At 60.9% G+C, this 18,363-nt stretch carries 21 protein-coding genes and 2 pseudogenes; 16 read left to right on the top strand and 7 right to left on the bottom strand.

Annotated elements, in window-relative coordinates; translation table 11 throughout:
- Positions 1–50: 50 nt before the first annotated feature.
- Positions 51–440 carry a response regulator gene (locus AC244_RS19045; protein ID WP_053250403.1) on the bottom strand — a complete coding sequence of 130 codons (390 nt, stop codon included), beginning with the start codon at positions 438–440 and terminating at the stop codon, positions 51–53.
- A gap of 158 nt (positions 441–598) precedes the next feature.
- Positions 599–1,312: a helix-turn-helix transcriptional regulator gene (locus AC244_RS19040; protein WP_139110014.1), complete on the bottom strand. Its 714-nt coding sequence runs from the start codon at positions 1,310–1,312 to the stop codon at positions 599–601.
- A 657-nt stretch (positions 1,313–1,969) separates the two neighbouring features.
- On the opposite strand from AC244_RS19040, the gene AC244_RS19035 reads away from it, so the two are divergent.
- The 8 genes and pseudogenes from AC244_RS19035 to AC244_RS19005 all read left to right on the top strand — a co-directional run bounded on the left by AC244_RS19035 (position 1,970) and on the right by AC244_RS19005 (position 9,541).
- Positions 1,970–3,565: an ABC transporter substrate-binding protein gene (locus AC244_RS19035; protein WP_053250401.1), complete on the top strand. Its 1,596-nt coding sequence runs from the start codon at positions 1,970–1,972 to the stop codon at positions 3,563–3,565.
- A gap of 214 nt (positions 3,566–3,779) precedes the next feature.
- Positions 3,780–4,783 (top strand): annotated as a pseudogene (locus tag AC244_RS19030) (ABC transporter permease subunit).
- 10 nt (positions 4,784–4,793) lie between these two features.
- The gene (locus tag AC244_RS19025; protein ID WP_053250400.1) at positions 4,794–5,702 is read left to right on the top strand and encodes an ABC transporter permease subunit; all 909 of its coding nucleotides are present in this window, start codon (positions 4,794–4,796) and stop codon (positions 5,700–5,702) included.
- Between the two features lies 1 nt (position 5,703).
- Positions 5,704–6,558 (top strand): ABC transporter ATP-binding protein, encoded by an 855-nt coding sequence (locus tag AC244_RS19020; RefSeq protein ID WP_082366937.1) that lies wholly within the window; start codon positions 5,704–5,706, stop codon positions 6,556–6,558.
- Entirely contained in the window at positions 6,555–7,382 is an 828-nt protein-coding gene (locus AC244_RS19015; protein ID WP_053250399.1) for a dipeptide ABC transporter ATP-binding protein, read from the top strand. Before AC244_RS19020 ends, AC244_RS19015 begins: the two co-directional genes overlap by 4 nt.
- A gap of 178 nt (positions 7,383–7,560) precedes the next feature.
- Positions 7,561–7,908, top strand: coding sequence for a RidA family protein (locus tag AC244_RS19010; RefSeq protein WP_053250398.1), 348 nt, complete (start codon positions 7,561–7,563; stop codon positions 7,906–7,908).
- A gap of 274 nt (positions 7,909–8,182) precedes the next feature.
- Positions 8,183–8,353: a hypothetical protein gene (locus AC244_RS37600; protein ID WP_202596095.1), complete on the top strand. Its 171-nt coding sequence runs from the start codon at positions 8,183–8,185 to the stop codon at positions 8,351–8,353.
- A gap of 57 nt (positions 8,354–8,410) precedes the next feature.
- The gene (locus AC244_RS19005; protein ID WP_053250397.1) at positions 8,411–9,541 is read left to right on the top strand and encodes an AI-2E family transporter; all 1,131 of its coding nucleotides are present in this window, start codon (positions 8,411–8,413) and stop codon (positions 9,539–9,541) included.
- A 19-nt stretch (positions 9,542–9,560) separates the two neighbouring features.
- Here the strand turns inward: AC244_RS19005 and AC244_RS19000 are convergent, their stop codons facing one another.
- Positions 9,561–10,358 (bottom strand): response regulator, encoded by a 798-nt coding sequence (locus AC244_RS19000; protein ID WP_053250396.1) that lies wholly within the window; start codon positions 10,356–10,358, stop codon positions 9,561–9,563.
- 165 nt (positions 10,359–10,523) lie between these two features.
- On the opposite strand from AC244_RS19000, the gene AC244_RS18995 reads away from it, so the two are divergent.
- Positions 10,524–10,742 (top strand): NepR family anti-sigma factor, encoded by a 219-nt coding sequence (locus tag AC244_RS18995; RefSeq protein WP_053250395.1) that lies wholly within the window; start codon positions 10,524–10,526, stop codon positions 10,740–10,742.
- 59 nt (positions 10,743–10,801) lie between these two features.
- Here the strand turns inward: AC244_RS18995 and AC244_RS18990 are convergent, their stop codons facing one another.
- Positions 10,802–11,050, bottom strand: coding sequence for a glycine zipper domain-containing protein (locus AC244_RS18990; protein ID WP_053250394.1), 249 nt, complete (start codon positions 11,048–11,050; stop codon positions 10,802–10,804).
- Between the two features lie 529 nt (positions 11,051–11,579).
- Between AC244_RS18990 and AC244_RS18985 the strand changes: the two genes are divergently transcribed.
- From AC244_RS18985 to AC244_RS18965, 5 genes are all read left to right on the top strand, one after another.
- Positions 11,580–11,903: a hypothetical protein gene (locus AC244_RS18985; RefSeq protein WP_063934118.1), complete on the top strand. Its 324-nt coding sequence runs from the start codon at positions 11,580–11,582 to the stop codon at positions 11,901–11,903.
- A gap of 44 nt (positions 11,904–11,947) precedes the next feature.
- A complete protein-coding gene (locus AC244_RS38185; RefSeq protein ID WP_053250392.1) occupies positions 11,948–12,136 on the top strand; it encodes a CsbD family protein in 189 nt (62 codons plus the stop codon).
- A 454-nt stretch (positions 12,137–12,590) separates the two neighbouring features.
- Complete coding sequence (locus AC244_RS35515; protein WP_037105882.1) at positions 12,591–12,755, top strand: DUF1328 domain-containing protein; 165 nt, start codon at positions 12,591–12,593, stop codon at positions 12,753–12,755.
- A 110-nt stretch (positions 12,756–12,865) separates the two neighbouring features.
- Positions 12,866–13,024, top strand: coding sequence for a hypothetical protein (locus tag AC244_RS37595; RefSeq protein WP_202596097.1), 159 nt, complete (start codon positions 12,866–12,868; stop codon positions 13,022–13,024).
- 60 nt (positions 13,025–13,084) lie between these two features.
- Positions 13,085–14,338, top strand: coding sequence for an NAD(P)/FAD-dependent oxidoreductase (locus AC244_RS18965; protein ID WP_053250389.1), 1,254 nt, complete (start codon positions 13,085–13,087; stop codon positions 14,336–14,338).
- A gap of 169 nt (positions 14,339–14,507) precedes the next feature.
- On the opposite strand, the pseudogene AC244_RS18960 reads toward AC244_RS18965, so the two are convergent.
- Positions 14,508–15,252: pseudogene (locus tag AC244_RS18960) on the bottom strand (SDR family NAD(P)-dependent oxidoreductase).
- A gap of 100 nt (positions 15,253–15,352) precedes the next feature.
- Here AC244_RS18960 and AC244_RS18955 point away from each other — a divergent pair.
- A complete protein-coding gene (locus AC244_RS18955; protein WP_053250388.1) occupies positions 15,353–15,973 on the top strand; it encodes a TetR/AcrR family transcriptional regulator in 621 nt (206 codons plus the stop codon).
- Between the two features lie 124 nt (positions 15,974–16,097).
- Here the strand turns inward: AC244_RS18955 and AC244_RS18950 are convergent, their stop codons facing one another.
- The gene (locus AC244_RS18950; RefSeq protein WP_152976022.1) at positions 16,098–16,499 is read right to left on the bottom strand and encodes a hypothetical protein; all 402 of its coding nucleotides are present in this window, start codon (positions 16,497–16,499) and stop codon (positions 16,098–16,100) included.
- Between the two features lie 253 nt (positions 16,500–16,752).
- On the opposite strand from AC244_RS18950, the gene AC244_RS18945 reads away from it, so the two are divergent.
- The gene (locus AC244_RS18945; protein WP_152976021.1) at positions 16,753–17,892 is read left to right on the top strand and encodes a fumarylacetoacetate hydrolase family protein; all 1,140 of its coding nucleotides are present in this window, start codon (positions 16,753–16,755) and stop codon (positions 17,890–17,892) included.
- Between the two features lie 122 nt (positions 17,893–18,014).
- On the opposite strand, the gene AC244_RS18940 is transcribed toward AC244_RS18945, so the two are convergent.
- Positions 18,015–18,197, bottom strand: a complete 183-nt coding sequence (locus AC244_RS18940; RefSeq protein ID WP_053250386.1) for a YegP family protein — start codon at positions 18,195–18,197, stop codon at positions 18,015–18,017.
- Positions 18,198–18,363: the final 166 nt, after the last annotated feature.

Genomic DNA, 18,363 nt, shown 5'->3' with positions numbered 1-18,363 from the left:
TTAAACCCACCGCATGATTTTGCCGCTCCGAGCGGCTGCCGACCGCCCGTTCAGCTCGGCGCCAGATATTCCCTCAGTATGAACTCTATTGCCGTCGGATCGATCTCGGACTTGTCGATCCGGAAGTCCGCGCCGTACTCTTCCAGGTTCTGGAAATAGGGATCGGCGAGCGACCCCGAGATCACGCCGATCGGGCCGATGAAGCCCTGGTGCCGGAGTGCCGGTACCGTTTCGCGGAAGTCGCGCTGCGGTTGAAGGCGGTTGTCCATCAACACCATCGAGACCGGTTTGCCCGAACGAAGGAATTCGAGCGCGCTTTCGATCGTCTGGCAATAATGCAATTCGATCTCGATATTGCTGACCTTCTTGATCAGCCCGCGCAGAATGAGGTTCTCTGCAGGGTCGTCGTCAACGAGCAGGATATCGGCTTTTTGTGTCATGATCGTCCAAGTACCTGAGTGACCGGGAGCCATTCTGCTGTGCCCGCCTGTCAGCGGCAAGCGGGTGGGGAGGCGAGTTTGTATCGTTTCTGCGGCGTCTGATGCCGGCGCTTGCGCCTTGCGGCGCCGCCAGGTTCAAATCGCCCCGTCGATCGGCTTCACTGAATGATCTGTTCCCTTATCGCCTTCGCCACCATTTGAGTCCGATTGACGACATCCAGCTTCTTCAGGATCGTCGCCGTATGCGAATTCACGGTGTGTTCGGAGACCGATACGATCAGCGCGATCTCGCTTGCCGTCTTTCCATGGGAGATCCACTTGAGAATCTCCGTCTCGCGCGGCGTCAGGCCCATGCCGGCCTTGTTGGAAAGCGCGATGCGATAGAAATAGTCGAAGGCGCAGACGGCGTCATAGCTCAGCTCGAAATGCTCTGAGCGGGCGATATCGTTGCCGTCGCCCAGAAACAGGACGGCGTAGCGCGCGCCCGTCGCCGCCGCGTGCACAGGCACGCTCAAGAGCAGCTCGAAGCCGAGCTGGACCAGCAGGTTTTGGCCGTTGGCGCAGCCGGGATCGTCCGACCTCCAGACGGAGGAAATGATCGACGTGTGCAGGGTCTTGTAGAAAAGCGAATCGCCGAAGCGGTGACGCTTGTCGTATTCCTCCGCGAGGCCTGACGGAAGATCGTGCAGAACGAGCCGGGTGGACAGCATGCACGCGTCGTTCTCGTTGCCGAGCTGCAGAATGCCGAAATGGTTGAAGCCGAACCGCAATGCCATCGTGTGAAAGATGCGAAAGAAATCGACGCGGTTGAGCGCTTTCTCCAGATCGTCGCGGAGATCGTAGCGCCTGTGATTTTCCAGCAAACGTGCCACGCGTGCGCTACCCCCTTGTCGCGAGGCGGCAGTCTACTCGCAAGCCCGGCTCAATCAACCGCATGAAGCCGGTGACGAAATTGCGGATCGGCATCATCACGGCCGTCTCGCGGCCGCGACGCCGCGATGTTGAAAGCGCCTGGAGGCGGATACCGCCCCCTCCCAAGGACGTTCTGGCACGTCGATTGTCTCCCCCGAGATCTTCTGCAGGTTCTATTGCACAATCGAGCAGGTGATTTCTACCCAACTATCTTGGGATTGACCCGTTTGCTGCGATTTCATCGAATCGCCGATGGCCTGGCTGTAACGACACACGCAGGGCGGGTGCATGAGGGATGGCGATCGGTTACAGGCGTCCCGTTCACGCTCCTGCCTTTTGCCATCGCACATCAGTCGCGCCGTCTACGATGAACCGGATGCGGTTCGGCGCGCCGGCCGGGCAGCGACCGATAAAGCCCATAGAAATGTCAGGGATTTCTAAAACAGTGGACAGATTTCCGGCTCGTCCATAGGAGGAATTTTTCGCATAGACAAATTTGTTTGGCGACTTATTGCAAAGCGACGCCAAATGTCGTTCCATCCGGCCTTGACCGGGGGCAAACGTCATTCCGCGTCAGGAAAATACGAGAACAAGAACAAATCTGGGAAGCAAAGCTCATGAAAAAGCTCACTACTCTCTTCGCAGCGACGGCGCTTGCCACGCTGATGGCCGGCTCCGCCTGGTCGAAAACGTTCGTTTATTGCTCGGAAGGTTCGCCTGAGGGTTTTGACCCGGGCCTCTACACCGCCGGCACGACGTTCGACGCAGCGGCGCACACGGTCTACAACCGCCTGCTCGAGTTCAAGAAGGGCACGACCGAAACCGAGCCGGGCCTCGCTGAGAGCTGGACCATTTCCGACGACGGTCTTGAATACACGTTCAAGCTGCGTGCGGGCGTGAAGTTCCAGACGACGGAGTTCTTCACTCCCACTCGCGAGCTGAATGCTGACGACGTCGTGTTCTCGTATGAGCGCCAGCTCAAGGCCGACAACCCCTGGAACAAGTACGTGACCGGCGCTTCGTGGGAATACGCAGCCGGCATGGGCTTCCCGGAAGTCATCAAGTCGGTCGAGAAGGTCGATGACCTGACGGTCAAGTTCACCCTGACGCGCAAGGAAGCACCGTTCCTCGCCAACATCGCCATGCCGTTCGCTTCGATCCTGTCGAAGGAATATGCCGACAAGCTGCAGGCCGAAGGCAAGATGAACCAGATGAACCAGATGCCGCTTGGCACCGGTCCGTTCGCGTTCGTCGCCTACCAGCAGGATGCCGTCATCCGCTACAAGGCAAACCCGGACTACTGGGGTGGCAAGCAGAAGATCGACGACCTCGTCTTCGCGATCACCACCGACGCTTCGGTTCGCTTCCAGAAGCTGCAGGCCGGCGAATGCCACCTGATGCCGTATCCGAACTCGGCCGACGTGCAGGCCATGAAGGCCGATCCGAACCTGAAGGTCATGGAACAGGCCGGCCTGAACGTTGCTTACCTCGCCTACAACACGACACAGGCTCCGTTCGACAAGCCGGAAGTCCGCAAGGCGCTGAACAAGGCGATCAACAAGCAGGCGATCGTTGACGCCGTGTTCCAGGGCGCTGCCCAGCCGGCAACCAACCCGATCCCGCCGACAATGTGGTCGTACAACGACACGCTCCAGGACGACACCTACGACCTCGACGCAGCCAAGAAGATGCTCGAAGAAGCAGGCGTCAAGGATCTGTCGATGAAGCTCTGGGCGATGCCGGTTTCGCGCCCGTACATGCTGAACGCCCGCCGCGCTGCGGAACTGATGCAGGCTGACTTCGCCAAGATCGGCGTCAAGGTCGAGATCGTGTCCTACGAGTGGGCCGAATACCTCGACAAGTCGAAGGCGAAGGACCGTGACGGCGCCGTCATCCTCGGTTGGACCGGCGACAACGGCGACCCGGACAACTTCCTCGACACCCTTCTCGGCTGCAACGCTGTCGGCGGTAACAACCGTGCTCAGTGGTGCAACCAGGAGTTCGACGCCCTGGTCAAGAAGGCCAAGGAAACGTCCGACTTGGCAGAGCGCACCAAGCTCTACGAAGAGGCGCAGATCGTCTTCAAGCGCGAAGCGCCCTGGGCAACGCTCGACCACTCGCTGTCGGTCGTTCCGATGCGCAAGAATGTCGAAGGCTTCGTCCAGAGCCCGCTCGGCGATTTTGCCTTCGACGGCGTGGATATTGTCGAGTAAACTAATGAACTGATCCGAAAGGGGGCGTTTGCCACGGGCAAACGCCCCTCTTTGCATCTACTACAGCGCCGTGTGTCTTCTAAAACGCGCAGAGGTCGCTGTAGCACTTTGAGTTGCTGCATGTTTTTGCCCTCAAATCCGAAGGGTTTAAGGAAACATGCAGTGGTGCCAGCGCCGGGAGACAACGGCGCGGCCACGTGGCGCGGGGTAAAACATGTTTCGATTTCTCTTGGGGCGTTTGGCGGTCCTGATTCCGACTTTCATCGGGGTCTCCATCATTGCCTTCTCCTTCATTCGCATGCTTCCGGGCGATCCTGTCGCCCTGCTTTCGGGCGAGCGTGTCATGTCGCCGGAGCGGCATGCGGAAATTTCACACGCGCTCGGTTTCGACCGGCCGATCGTGATCCAATACTTCGATTATCTCTGGGGCGTCGTTCAGGGCGACTTCGGCATGTCGATCGTGACGAAGAAGCCGGTGATCGACCAGTTCTTCGAACTGTTCCCGGCGACGCTGGAGCTTTCGCTCTGTGCGATCATCTTCGCGATCGTGCTCGGCATTCCCGCCGGCGTGATCGCGGCGATCAAGCGCGGCTCCTTCGTCGACCAGACGATCATGGGCACGGCACTCGTCGGCTTCTCCATGCCGATCTTCTGGTGGGGCCTCCTCTTGATCATGCTGGTCTCGGGCATCCTGCAGTGGACGCCGGTTTCGGGCCGCATTTCGCTGATGTACTTCTTCCCGCCGGTCACAGGCTTCATGCTGATCGACTCCTTGCTGTCGGGGCAGGCGGGGGCCTTCAAGTCTGCGGGGGGGCATCTCATCCTGCCGCCGATCGTGGTTGGCACCATTCCGCTGGCCGGGATTGCGCGCCAGACCCGGCGGCGGTGCTTGAAGTGCTTTTGGGAGACTATGTGCGCACGGCGCGTGCCAAGGGCCTCTCGACCTTCCGTGTCGTCGGCGTCCATGCGCTCCGAAATGCGATGATCCCGGTCGTCACCACGATCGGCCTGCAGGTGGGCGTCATGCTCGCCGGCGCGATCCTGACCGAGACGATCTTCTCCTGGCCGGGCATCGGCAAGTGGATGGTCGATTCCGTCTTCCGGCGCGACTACGCCGTCATCCAGGGTGGCCTGTTGGTCATCGCCGGCATCATCATGCTGGTGAACCTAGCCGTGGACCTGCTCTACGGTCTCATCAACCCCCGTATCCGGCACTAAGGAGGGCGATATGTCTCAAGCTGCTGCAACGAGCGCCGTTTCGACAGATCCGTCCCGCCGGGCGCGACTGGCCGAATTCTGGTACTATTTCTCCGAAAACCGCGGCGCCGTCATCGGCCTCGTGTTCTTCCTGTTCCTCGTCCTTTTGGCGATCTTCGCTCCGATCATCGCGCCGCATGACCCAACCGCCCAGTACCGCGATGCGGTGCTGATCCCGCCGGTCTGGCAGGAGGGCGGCCGCGCCGAGTTCCTGCTCGGCACCGACGCCGTCGGCCGCGACATGCTCTCGCGCCTGATCTACGGCACCCAGTTCTCGCTGTTCGTCGGCGTCATCGTCACCACGCTTTCGCTGGTCGGCGGTATCTTCATCGGCGTGATCGCGGGCTATTTCCGCGGTTGGGTCGATACCGTCATCATGCGTGTGATGGACATCATCCTCGCCTTCCCGTCGCTGCTGCTGGCCCTCGTGCTGGTCGCCGTTCTCGGACCGGGCCTCACCAATGCGATGATCGCCATCGCGCTGGTTTTCCAGCCGCACTTCGTTCGTCTGACGCGTGCTGCGGTGATGGGTGAGAAGACCCGCGACTATGTCGTGGCTGCCAAGGTCGCAGGTGCCGGTCACGGCCGCCTGATGTTCAAGACGATCCTGCCGAACTGCATGGCGCCGCTGATCGTCCAGGCGACGCTGTCGTTCTCGAGCGCGATCCTCGACGCTGCCGCCCTCGGCTTCCTCGGCATGGGCGCCCAGCCTCCGACACCGGAGTGGGGCACGATGCTCGCCGAAGCGCGTGAGTTCATCCAGAGCAAGTGGTGGGTGGTGACGCTTCCGGGCGTGGCAATTCTGGTCACGGTGCTGGCGATCAACCTGATGGGTGACGGCCTGCGCGATGCTCTCGATCCCAAGCTGAAGAGGTCCTGACATGGCGCTTCTCGAAATCGAAAACCTGGTCGTCGAATTCCAGACGGCCACCGGTCCCTTCCGCGCCGTCGACGGCGTTTCCATGAAGGTCCATGAAAAGGAAGTGCTGGCGATTGTCGGCGAGTCCGGTTCGGGCAAGTCCGTGTCGATGCTGGCGGCCATGGGCCTCCTGCCCTGGACGGCCAAGGTCACGGCCGACAAGCTGACGTTCAACGGTCGCGACCTGCTCGGCATGTCGTCGGCGGAGCGCAAGAAGATCATCGGCAAGGACATTTCGATGATCTTCCAGGAACCGGTCGCAAGCCTCAATCCGTGCTTCACGGTCGGCTTCCAGATCGAGGAAGTGCTGCGCATTCACCTCGGTCTCGACAAGGCGGGACGGCGCAAGCGCGCCATCGAGCTGTTCGAGGCGGTCGGCATCCCCGACCCGGCCGAACGGCTGGGGCACTTCCCGCACCAGATGTCGGGCGGCCAGTGCCAGCGCGTGATGATCGCGATCGCCATTGCCTGCAACCCGAAGCTCCTGATTGCCGACGAGCCGACCACCGCGCTCGACGTCACGATCCAGAAGCAGATCCTCGATCTCCTGATGCGGCTCCAGGCCGAGCATGGCATGGGCCTGATCATGATCACCCACAATATGGGCGTGGTCGCCGAGACCGCCGACCGCGTCGTCGTGCAGTACAAGGGTCGCAAGATGGAAGAGGCCGACGTGTTGTCGCTGTTCGAATCGCCGAAGAGCAACTACACGCGCGCGCTTCTGGCAGCCTTGCCGGACAATGCAACGGGTGACCGGCTGCCGACCATCTCTGAACTGTTCGTGGATGAGCCGAGCCTTCAAGGAGCCGCCCGATGACCGTCGTTCTCGAAGCACGCAATCTGGTGCGCGACTACCATATTCCCGGCGGCCTGATCAAAAAGGCCAAGACCGTGCATGCGCTCAAGGGCGTGAGCTTCACGGTCGAGCAGGGCAAGACGCTGGCGATCGTCGGCGAAAGCGGCTGCGGCAAGTCCACCCTTGGCCGCATCCTGACGCTGATCGATCCGGCGACATCAGGTGAATTGTTGATCGATGGCAACAAGATCGACATCACCAAGGGCGAGCTGACGTCGGAGATGCGCCGCAAGGTGCAGATCGTCTTCCAGAACCCCTATGGCTCGCTCAACCCGCGCCAGAAGATCGGCGATATTCTCACCGAACCGCTGATCATCAACACCAAGACGCCCGCCGATGAACGGCGCGACCGGGCGATGGCGATGCTGAAGAAGGTCGGTCTCGACGAGCGGCACTACAATCGTTACCCGCACATGTTCTCAGGCGGCCAGCGCCAGCGTATCGCCATTGCGCGCGCGCTGATGCTCAACCCGAAGCTTCTGGTGCTGGACGAGCCGGTCTCGGCGCTCGACCTGTCGGTTCAGGCGCAGGTGCTGAACCTGCTTGCGGATCTGCAGGACGAGTTCCAGCTGACCTACGTCTTCATCAGCCACGATCTCTCGGTGGTGCGCTATATCGCCGACGAGGTCATGGTGATGTATTTCGGCGAGGCCGTCGAATACGGCAGCCGCGACGAAGTCTTTGCCGACCCCAAGCACAGCTACACCAAGACGCTGTTTGCCGCGACGCCGCGCGCCGACGTTGCCAGCATCAAGGCGAGGCTTGCCAAGAAGCAGGCCGCCTAAGCCTTCTCGGCGTTGTCATCCAATAGCGAGGCCGGGGAAAGAATTCCCCGGCTTCTTGGCCTTGCCGGGCCGATGGTGTAGAGCTTTCGCGCCGCCATTCACTTCTCGCCTTCCGGCGGCGGGCAGCCGCTTTTCGGCCGGACCATTCAGCGTTCGGCCCAACTTCAGGAACACGATCATGGAAATCAAGCGTTTCGAAACCGGCCCCCGGATGAGCCAGGCCGTGGTTTACAACAACACCGTCTACCTCGCCGGTCAGGTCGGCAATGCCGGTGACGATGTCGTGACCCAGACGAAGCAGGCGCTTGCCGAAGTCGACCGTCTTCTGGCGCTCGCCGGCACCGATAAGACCCGCATCCTCTCGGCCACCATCTGGCTCGCCGACATGGCCGATTTCCCGAAGATGAACTCGGTCTGGGATGCCTGGGCACCGCAGAGCCACACCCCGGCACGCGCCACCGGCGAAGCCAAGCTTGCAACGCCGGAATACCTCGTCGAAGTGATCGTCGTCGCAGCCGCCGCCTAAGGCAGGTCGCGCAAAAGTGCGTAGCGGTTTTGCGATAAAGACATGCGCAAGAACAAGAGCTTAAAGCGCAGCAATCGTATCTGAAGATCGCGCGCGTTAAGGCGCTTGGCGAAGCCGAACGGCTTCATGCGACATTGCATTTCCGCCGCCGTGCCCCGGGCACGGCGGCGTTTTCTTTTGCCGGATCTGCGGCCAGCATTCCGCCGCGGCACAGGAACCATTCGCCAGCCTGCACGTTTACCTTCGGTTCCACGAAAACATGGGAGGGTCGTCGATGCTCTACTGGCTGCCGCGGGTCTGCGTGCTCGCTTTTGCAGGTCTACTGATCGGTTTTGGCTTGGTCCCGGACACCGCCACCGATGTGGCGCGCACACTTCTGGTCATCGTCCTCGGTCTCGGGCTTCTGTCGCTCACCCTACTTGTGTTCCCGCCCGAACGACACTGAACGATCCGGTCCGCCCGACGGGCGTGGCGCATTACAAAACAACGGCGAGGGACGGCATTGGACACATCCGGCCACACGGCTGCTTACTATAAGCTGAAACGCATTGCCGAGGAGGAGAAGGCATCGGTAGAGGCGGCGCTGCCGGCCGAGCCGAAGCGGGACGGTATCGAGCTGATGGTGGCCTGGAGCATCATCGGCGTCTTCGTCATTGCCGGCTCAGCTGCAATTTACCAGATGGAAACCATCTTGATGCCGATCACGCTGGCGGTCGTCGTCGGCATCGTGCTCGGCCGCGCCGCCGACAGCTTGGCAAAGTTCGGCTTTCCACCGATCATGGGTGGGCTGCTGCTGGCACTTTTCTTCGTCCTTAGCCTCGCTTCGGTCGTCAGCGCCCTGCTTGGCCCCCTGACGGAACTGGCGCAGCAAGCGCCGAAGTTGGCGGAAGGCGTCGTCGAGCGTGTGCTGCCGTTCATCGAGCGCTTCGAATGGCTGCGGCTGGCCCTGGCGCGAGGGGCGGGCGGCGACGCGCTCGCCGACACGGTCATGAAGAATGCAGGCCCGGTGCTCGGAGCTGTCGCCGGCGGGCTGACGCCGGCCTTGATACAGACGTTGATTTTCCTTGCGGCGCTTGGGCTCTTCCTGCTTGGGCGCCTGCACCTGCGCCGAACCATCATCCTTGCCTTTACCAGCCGAGAGCAGCGTCTAAGCACGATCCGGATCATGAACGCGATCGAGAACGCGCTGGCGCAATATTTTTCCATCGCCAGTCTGATCTATCTGGCGCTCGGCGTCGTCACCATGGTCATCGCGCTGGTCGGCGGCTTGGCCATGCCACCGCTCTGGGGTCTGTTCGCCTTCGTCTCCAGCTTCATCCCCTATCTCGGCGTGACCATGATGACGCTGGCTCTGCTGGTGGGCGGGCTGATGACGCACGAGCCTATCCTGCTGGCGCTTGCACCGGCCGCGGCTTTCTTCGTGGTGCATCTTGTCATGGAAAACCTGGTGATCCCGTCGATCCTGGGCAACAGGTTCGAGGTCAACCCGTTCCTCGTCTTCGTCGCGATCATCTTCTGGACATGGATGTGGGGCGCGGTCGGGGCCATGCTGGCGCTGCCGTTGTCGCTGATCGCCATGACGATTTTCGAAGAGGTGCGCGAGCAGCTGCCCGAACGGCAACTGCCGGCTTGAGGCGTGCACTGCCTGAGCATTATCCTCGTGTCGAGCGAGCGTGCTCATCGAAGAACAAAGCCTGGCTGATCAGCGCCTTGACCATATCCGGGTTGAAAGGCTTGGTCACGAGGAAGGCAGGCTCCGGCCGTTTTCCCGTCAGCAGGCGCTCGGGGAAGGCGGTGATGAAGATCACCGGCACCGTCGCATCCTTCAGGATCTCATTGACCGCGTCGATACCGGAGCTGCCGTCGGCGAGCTGGATGTCGGCCAGAACCATCTTCGGCGCCGTCTTGCGGTAGAGATCCAGCGCTTCCTTATAGGTGCGGGCAATGCCGGTCACACGATGGCCGAGGCTCGTCACCATGTCTTCGATATCGAGCGCAATCAGCGGTTCATCCTCGATGATCAGGACTTCTGTTGCCACCTGACGCGAAATGTCTTCCGAAGCGACCGTCAGGAGCTTGGAAAACGCCGCCTGGCTCTGCCCCATGATCTCGGCGGCATCGGCGATTGAGAATCCCTCGACCGACACGAGCAGAAACGCCTGCCGCGCCGCAGGCGCGATCAGCGAAAGATTGGCGGCGGCCTGCTGTTCCCAGGCAAAGGGAGAGGCGTTCTCGGTCCGGTCGATGGAGACTTTCTCGAACAGCGAGCAGAACAGCTTGTAGAGGGCGATCCGGTCGTTGGAGCTCTCCGGGAAAAGACTGATGTCTTCGATCAACGCTTCCAGAATCGCCGCCACATAACCGTCGCCAGCGGCCTGCGAACCGGTGACGGCGCGGGAGTAACGGCGAAGAAAGGGAAGGTGTGGTGCAATACGGGTCGAAAGTGACATCAAGTACTTCCTTGGGTCTGAAGTGATTCGCTTGTTTTCTGAGGACAGTGCGCATCCTGCGAAAGACGTGAGTGTTTTGAACACGTTTTTCGGCCTATGGGAAGCTGGGAACAGTGACGCGTACTCGAGGTGTTTCGAGCGCCGTCTGGCTTAGGGATTGTGGGGATGAAAGATCCTGTGGACGAGCGTGGCGTCGGTGAAGAGGAAACGGCGAGGGCTGCGAGAGGTTCAGATCCGAACGGCTTGATCGGTTCGAAGCTGAAGGCGCTCTATCGTGCGATCGAACAGGAGCCGGTGCCTGACCTTTTCATTGACCTTCTGCAAAAGCTTGACGATGCCGAGGCGCTGAGCCGCGCCGACGACAAAGTTCGCTCCGTGGTGTAAGCGCAAGGCATGAGAAACGGGCCGAAGCCCGTTTCCCGAAATCTTTCGAAGCTTTCGCCTTAGCAGGCGGCCTCATAGCGGCGGCCGTAGCGGTCGCGATAGATGCAACGTCCCGGTTCATTGGCATTGCCGATGAGCGCGCCGGCGACACCGCCGATCGCTGCACCGACTGCAGCACCTCTGACATTGCCCGTTGCGGCACCGCCGATGATCGCGCCGCCGGTCGCGCCGATCGCTGCACCCTTCTCCGTTTGCGTGCAGGCCGCCAGGGGGAGGATCAGACTTGCTATGATAAGTATCTTCTTCATGACGCGTTCCTATCCGAGGTTTGCTTCGTTGAACATTGAAGGATGCATTCGGTCGAGACCGGTTGCGAGGGACTGAGGACGAACAGAATGACGACAATGAGGCCGTTCGCAAAGGCGAACGCCCGTTATCGACGCCGGCCCTGATGCGGGCCCCACGCCTATCTTAACCACCTTTGGATTGCTCGCAACGGGCGGATCTGCACCGCTCATCAATGTCTCCCTTGTGGTATCGCCACGGGTGCGGCGCTTGTTATCGCTGTGAAAACGACGATCACGGCAATTTGTTCCATCGAGCGGATTCTTCCCGAGACATGCCGTTTGCCGGCCGCAACGGCGCTCGACCCGCCACGGATCTCGCAGGGGGGATCGCCCGGGTTTTCAACGGTTCTCTCCACCCGCTTCCCCGGAAAAATCCGGGCCGACCGCGCGAACCCGCGACGCTGCCGACAAAAATTTGATGGATCTCGGTGGAACTCCACGCCGTCCATAACCGTTTGCTGTTCAAGTTTTTGATGAAAGGAGCATGCGGATGGAACATATCGCTGCCATCATGGTCCTCGTCGGCTGCATGCAGGGCGATGCCGCCTGCCGTGAGGTTCCGACACCGGTCGTCGGCTTCGAGACCGTCGAGGAATGTCATGAATTGCTTTCGCCGTCGATCGAAGAGGTCGGAAAGACGTTCAAGAGCGCCTACGGCAAATGTGCCGAAGTCGATCCGGCCCTGTTCGTAGAGGACGCGATGATCGAGTGGCGGATCACGCCGTCGCGTCAGCTTGAAGTCAAGGTGATTGCCGACGACGGCACCTACGCCGTTGCTGCGCGCGCGGACGAAAAGCCGAAATTCCGCAACTGAACCCGCCATGCCCATTCTCGTTGCTGTGCTGAAAGGAGCGACGCATGAACTGGGACATCATTCAAGGCAAGTGGACTGAGCTGAAGGGCATTGCCCGCGATGAGGCCGAGCGCCAGATCGACGAGTGGGCTTCCCGCCACCGAGAAGCGTGCCTGATCGGCTCGAAAAGCCAAAAGCAAACGCCGCTACGGATACCAACCGTCGCGGCGGTTGCTTTTTTAAGTCTTTGCTGAAGAACGGCGCAACGCAACTATCTCTTCGGCTTCGGCTTCGGCTTCGGCTCGGCCTTTTTCAGTTCTTCGAGAAGATTGTTTAGGTCCTGACTCGGTTTGTCTGCGTTGTGAGCATAGAGATCGCGCATCGTCCTACCGATATGAAGATTGCTGTCCGGCAACTCGGCGTTTCGCCGCGCCGTTTCAGCCGCGGACTTCCAGATATGTGACATTGGCATCTTCATGTCGAACCTGCTTCATTCCTTGAGGGAACAACGTAGGACTATCTCGAATGTTCCTGGCGATTTTCGTCTCGGCTGTGCCAAACCGGGACTGTTTTGATGGTCGTGGTTAATAGTTGGTTTCCAGCCTCGCTCATTGCATTCAAAGATTTCGTCTACGCTTGCGTCGGCGCTGGAACAAAATAGGTGACCATGACGTTTCATCTTCAGCGACGCAGACAAGGAGATATCCTATGCTTTACTACGCTCTCGTCTTTCTGGTAGTGGCCATTATCGCAGGTGTACTTGGTTTTGGCGGTATTGCCGGTGCTTCCGCAGGTATTGCGCAGATCCTGTTCTTCCTCTTCCTCGCCTTCCTGGTGATCTCTCTGGTGGCCGGACTCATGCGTAGAACCTGATCCAGGTGCTGATCCGCTTTAGGAAATCAGCAAGGGACGAATGTTGAAAGACTTCGTCCCTTTTGCATGTCGCGATGCTCCGGTTGCATCCCTTGCCCTCACAGATGCGCTTGGCTATTCATGCCAATACGGATCTGACGCGCACCAAAGGCCTGCAATACACGAGCCAGCAGCTGATGTGGGCGACGATCATGCATCTTGCTTTCGTGGTCTCGGCCGTCTTGCTCGGTTATCTCGAGCAGATCATGAATGGACTGAAGAAGAAGTAGCTTGGACCGAGCGGCGCGCATCGCTGCGGTGGTCTTGATCGAGTAGCGGGGCACCTGGACATGAAGACTGACGTAGTGGTTCTCGGCGCCGGTATCGTCGGCATATCGACGGCCATCCATCTGGCGCGGCGCGGCAAGTCGGTGGTGCTGCTCGATCGTCGCGGTGCAGGTGAAGAGACATCCTACGGCAATGCCGGCCTCATCCAGCGCGAGGGCGTGTTTCCCTACGGCTTCCCCCATGATTTCGGGGCATTGTTCCGCTACGCGTTGAACAATACGATCGACGCTTCCTACCACATTCGCGCCCTGCCAGGGCTGGTGCCGTTCCTGGCGCGCTACTGGTGGCATTCGGGTTTCACCCAGCACCAGCGCATCGCCCACCTGTATGCGCCGCTGATCGAAAATTCGATCGCCGAGCATGAGGATCTGATCAATGCCTCCGGCGCGGGCGATCTGATCCGCAAGGACGGCTGGATGAAGGTCTTCCGCACCGAGAAGGAGCGTGACGCTGCCTACAAGGATGCCGAGAAACTGTCGACCGGTTTCGGCGTCAATCATCAGAAGCTCTCGACCAGCGAGTTGAAGACCATGGAGCCGTCGATCAGGGCCGATCTCGTCGGCGGCCTGCGCTGGAGCGATCCCTGGTCGATCCGCGATCCGCACAGCCTCAACAAGGCCTATCTCACCTATTTCCAGTCGCTCGGTGGCCGGCTGGTTTCCGGCGACGCGGCGACGGTCGAGCACGTCCTTGAAGGTCCGGGCTGGCGGGTGGCGACACCCGAAGGGCCGCTTGAGGCGCATGAAGTCGTCGTCGCGCTCGGGCCCTGGGCCGATACCGTGACGCGCAAGCTCGGCTACCATTTCCCGCTTGCCGTCAAGCGCGGCTATCATATGCACTACGGCATGCAGGAGGGCGCCCAGCTCAACAACTGGGTGCTGGATGCCGAGAGGGGTTATTTCCTGGCGCCCATGCTGCGCGGCATCCGCCTGACGACGGGCGCGGAATTTGCCTGGCGCGATGCGCCGAAGACGCCGGTTCAGCTCACCCGCGCCGAGCGTGTAGCGCGCGAGTTCTTCCCGCTGGCCGAACGCCGCGACGAAGAACCGTGGATGGGCGCTCGCCCGTGCACCCCGGATATGATGCCGATCATCGGCAAGGCGCCGCGTCACCAGGGCCTGTGGTTCGCCTTCGGTCATGCCCATCACGGCATGACGCTCGGCCCGGTCACCGGCCGGGCGCTCGCCGAAGCGATGACCGGCGAAAAAACGGTGATCGACATCGCCCCCTATCGTCCGGAGCGTTTCTTCTCCTGATCGTCTATCCGATCGTCGAAAGAGGCCGGGAGCATCGCTTCCGGCCTCTTTGCCATGGGTCTTGTTGCTACAGTGTTTCCGGTTCAGACGGAGTTGCGGAAACGCTATATCTCTTTGTTTTTACGCATTTCTTGACGGAAAACCGCTTCGCACTTTTCCTAGAAAAGCTCTAGGCGTTCGTGCCGCCGTCGATGGTGAACTCGGCGCCGGTCACGCCCCGCGCTTCGGGCCCGGCAAGCCAGGCGACCAGACCGGCCACCTCGTTGGCATCGTTGAACCGCGGGATCGCCATCAGGCCGCGTTGCGGATCCGCATGCGCGCCGTCCTGCGGGTTCATTTCGGTATTGGTCGAACCGGGATGGACGATGTTGACGGTGATCCCCTTCGGACCCAGGTCGCGCGCCCGCCTTGGTAAAGCCGACGAGCGCCGACTTGCTGAGCGCATAAAGGCTGATGCCCGGAAAGGGGATGCGCTGCGCCAGATTGCTGCCGATCGAAATGATGCGCCCGCCTTCCGGCATATGTTTTGTCGCAGCGCTTGTGGCCAGGACCACCGCCTTCACATTGATGTCGACCGTGCGGTCGAAATCGTCCGCGGTCACGTCCGTGATGGCGACTGCTTCATAAATGCCGGCATTGTTGACGAGGATGTCGATGCGGCCGTGCCACTCGACGACCGTCTTGACGGCGGCCTCAACCGCCTTGGCATCCCGATTGTCGGCGCGAACGGCGAGCGCCGTGCCGCCCGATTGTTCGATTTCGGCAACCAGTGCATCGGCCTTTGCCTGCGATTGCCCGTAGGTGATGGCGACGATGGCGCCTTCGCTTGCCAGCCGCCTGGCGATCGCCGCACCTATGCCACGTCCGCCGCCCGTCACCAGCGCTATCCTGTTCTTCAAATTCGACACGTTCATGCTCCGTATTTGTAGTGATCGATACATATATACCGAACAACTTGCCTCGCGCTGTCAAGTCAATTATGTATTGATCGATACAAAAAAGGGAGTTCACGCGATGCCTAGCCGCGGCCGACCCCGCAACTTTTCGCGCGAGGAAGCGCTGAAGAGCGCGATGGAAATCTTCTGGGACAAGGGGTTCGACAACACCTCGCTTGCCGATCTGACGCGGGTGATGGGGCTCAATCCGCCGAGCCTCTACGCGGCCTTCGGCAGCAAGGCGAAGCTTTTCCTTGAAGCTGTCGATCTCTATGGCCGCACCGACGGCGCCGGCATCTGGGAATTTCTCGATAGCGCGCCGACGGCAAAGGAGGCGGTGCATGACCTTTTGCGGCGGTCGGCCGAGAACTTTACCCAATGGCCCGAGCCACGCGGCTGCATGGTGGTCCTTTCGGCCCCGCAGATGGAGGGTGGCGACGCGGCGGTGTGCGACGATCTGAAGGCCCGGCGGCTGCAGAAGCAGGCGGCATTGCAGCACCGTCTCGAGCGTGGCGTCGCGGAAGGCGATCTTCCCCAGGGGACGGCCTGTGACGACATCGCCGCCTATGTCACCTCGATCCAGCATGGAATGTCGATCCATGCGCGCGACGGGGCCTCGCGGCAGACCCTGATGGCGATCGCCGACTGTTGCGCGGCGGGATGGGACGCGATGGTTGACGCCTCCTCGAGGAAAATCTGACCGCGAACTTGCCCTCAATCCAGATCGTCCAACTCGTGCTCGGCGCGCGCGTCGCAATCCACGCAAGTGAAGCTTTGCCGGAAGAGCTCTCTTCCGGCAAAGGCGAGGCGTGGCGACAGCACCGTTATTGGGCCGGTGCCGGCTGTGTTGTCGTTCCATCCGTTGCAGGCGGTGTCGTGCCTTGCTGTGGCGTCGTTTCCGGGGCGGTCATCGTTCCGCCTGATGGCGCGGTGGTCGTATCGGCCGGCGGAGTGGTCGTCGTATCCGCGGCCGGCGGTGTCGCCGTCTGGCCCGTTGTCGACTGATCGGTCGTGGCCGGTGGCGTTGCCGTCTCGGTCGTGTCACGCGTCAGTTCTGCTGGAAGCCAGGCGATCAGCGCGAGCACGAGGCCGGCAAGCAGGATGATGATGAGCGGCCAACTGCTGCGCTTGGCGCTGACCGGCGCCGGGTCTGTCGGCATCGGTGTCGGCTGACCTGTTACCGGGTCGATGAGCGGCTTTTCCCTAATCTCTTCATGCTGGTTCATCGCGTTCACATCCTTTCTGGGCGTCCTTCGGCCTATGGGTCCTGCCCGGCCGGATCGGCCTCGGCAAAGGCAGAGGACCGGGTTGTGCGGTTGCAAACTGTCGTTGCGAACCTGGCGTGCCCGACTGGACGCGCTCTGCAACAGGAAACGCGCGAAAACTTGCAATGTTCCGCTGGGTACAACCGTCCGGATCGCGAACGCTTTACAGCCTGCTGTTTTCGCTGCAAGAAAGTCGTCTCTTTGGGAGGTGATCATGACGCTTGAGACATACCGAACCGGAACCTTTGTCGGGCGGGTCTGGCGCGCCGATATCGATGGGCCGGCGCTCGTGACCGTCAGGGATGGCGCGATTGTCGACATCACCTCGAAACTGGCGCCCACCATGCGCGACCTGCTGGAGCTTCCCGAGCCCGTCGCTCATATCCATCAGCTGGATGGCGAACGGCTCGCATCGGTGGCGGACCTCGCTACGGGGGAGGGCGAAAAGTCGAATCTTCGCCTGCTTGCTCCTTGCGACCTCCAGGCCGTGAAGGCCTGTGGCGTCACCTTTGCGCGCTCGATGATCGAACGTGTCATCGAGGAGAGGGCGGCCGGCGATGCCGCCCGTGCCGAGGCCATACGCGCGCGCGTCACCGCCGTCATCGGCGACAGCCTGCGAAACCTGAAGGCCGGTTCGCCGGAGGCTGCCCGCGTCAAGGCCGCGCTGATCGAGGAGGGCGTCTGGTCGCAATATCTGGAGGTCGGCATCGGTCCGGATGCCGAGGTTTTCACCAAGGCGCAGGTTTTGTCGTCGGTCGGCTCAGGTGCCGATGTCGGCCTCCACCCCATCTCGCGCTGGAACAATCCGGAGCCGGAAATCGTGCTGGCCGTCGCCTCGAATGGCAATGTGAAGGGCGCGACACTCGGCAATGACGTCAACCTGCGCGATGTCGAGGGCCGGTCAGCTCTGCTTCTCGGCAAGGCAAAGGACAACAATGCCTCCTGCGCGATCGGTCCCTTCATCCGCCTGTTCGACGAGACCTACACGATCGACCATGTGCGCAGGGCCGAACTCGAGCTGCTGGTCGAAGGCGCGGACGGCTACCGCCTGAAGGGAACGAGCAGCATGGCGGAGATCAGTCGCGACCCACTCGACCTCGTCGCTCAGACCATCGGCCCCCATCATCAATATCCCGATGGGCTGATGCTGTTCATGGGCACCTTGTTTGCCCCGGTCGAAGACCGCGACGAAAAGGGCCAGGGTTTTACCCACAAGATCGGCGACGTGGTGACGATTTCAAATGCCGAACTCGGCAGCCTGACAAACACCGTGCGCCTGTCGACGGATTGCCCGCCCTGGACATTCGGCACGGCCGCGCTGATGCGCAACCTCGCCAGGCGTGGCCTGCTTTAGGCTCGATGTGGCGGTGGCTTATTCAGCCTGAGATCAACGCCTGGTCATGAACTGGACAAAGGTCCGACTTAAACGAAAGGGCCCGCCGATCTTCATCGGCGGGCCCCCAACGTGAAATCCAATTAAGCTTGGCTGTTGTCTTCAACAGGTGCGTCCGGTCCGTTTTTCTTGATCGAATCGATGGCGTTCTGAGCGCTGGCCTTGCTTGAATAGCCTTCGGTCGAAAACATCACTTCGCTGTTGTACTTGAAGCGAACCCGATATTCGCCGGCCTTGTCTTTGTAGATCTCGAACTTATGAGCCATGTGCCCTCCCATAGGTAACCGTGAATCACGCAAGGACTAGCGTGGCAGTTGTAAGCGGCGTTGACAAGGTGTCGGCGGTCTCATTCAAATCTACACGTCCGCTTCACCCACTGTTGATGCTTGCATGGTCGGTAGAGCAATTTCCCGCGCATCGGTCCGGCCCCGC

This window comes from Ensifer adhaerens, assembly GCF_001270265.1.
Taxonomy (GTDB): Bacteria; Pseudomonadota; Alphaproteobacteria; order Rhizobiales; family Rhizobiaceae; genus Ensifer; species Ensifer adhaerens_B.
This window is presented reverse-complemented; position numbering and strand designations above follow the sequence as displayed.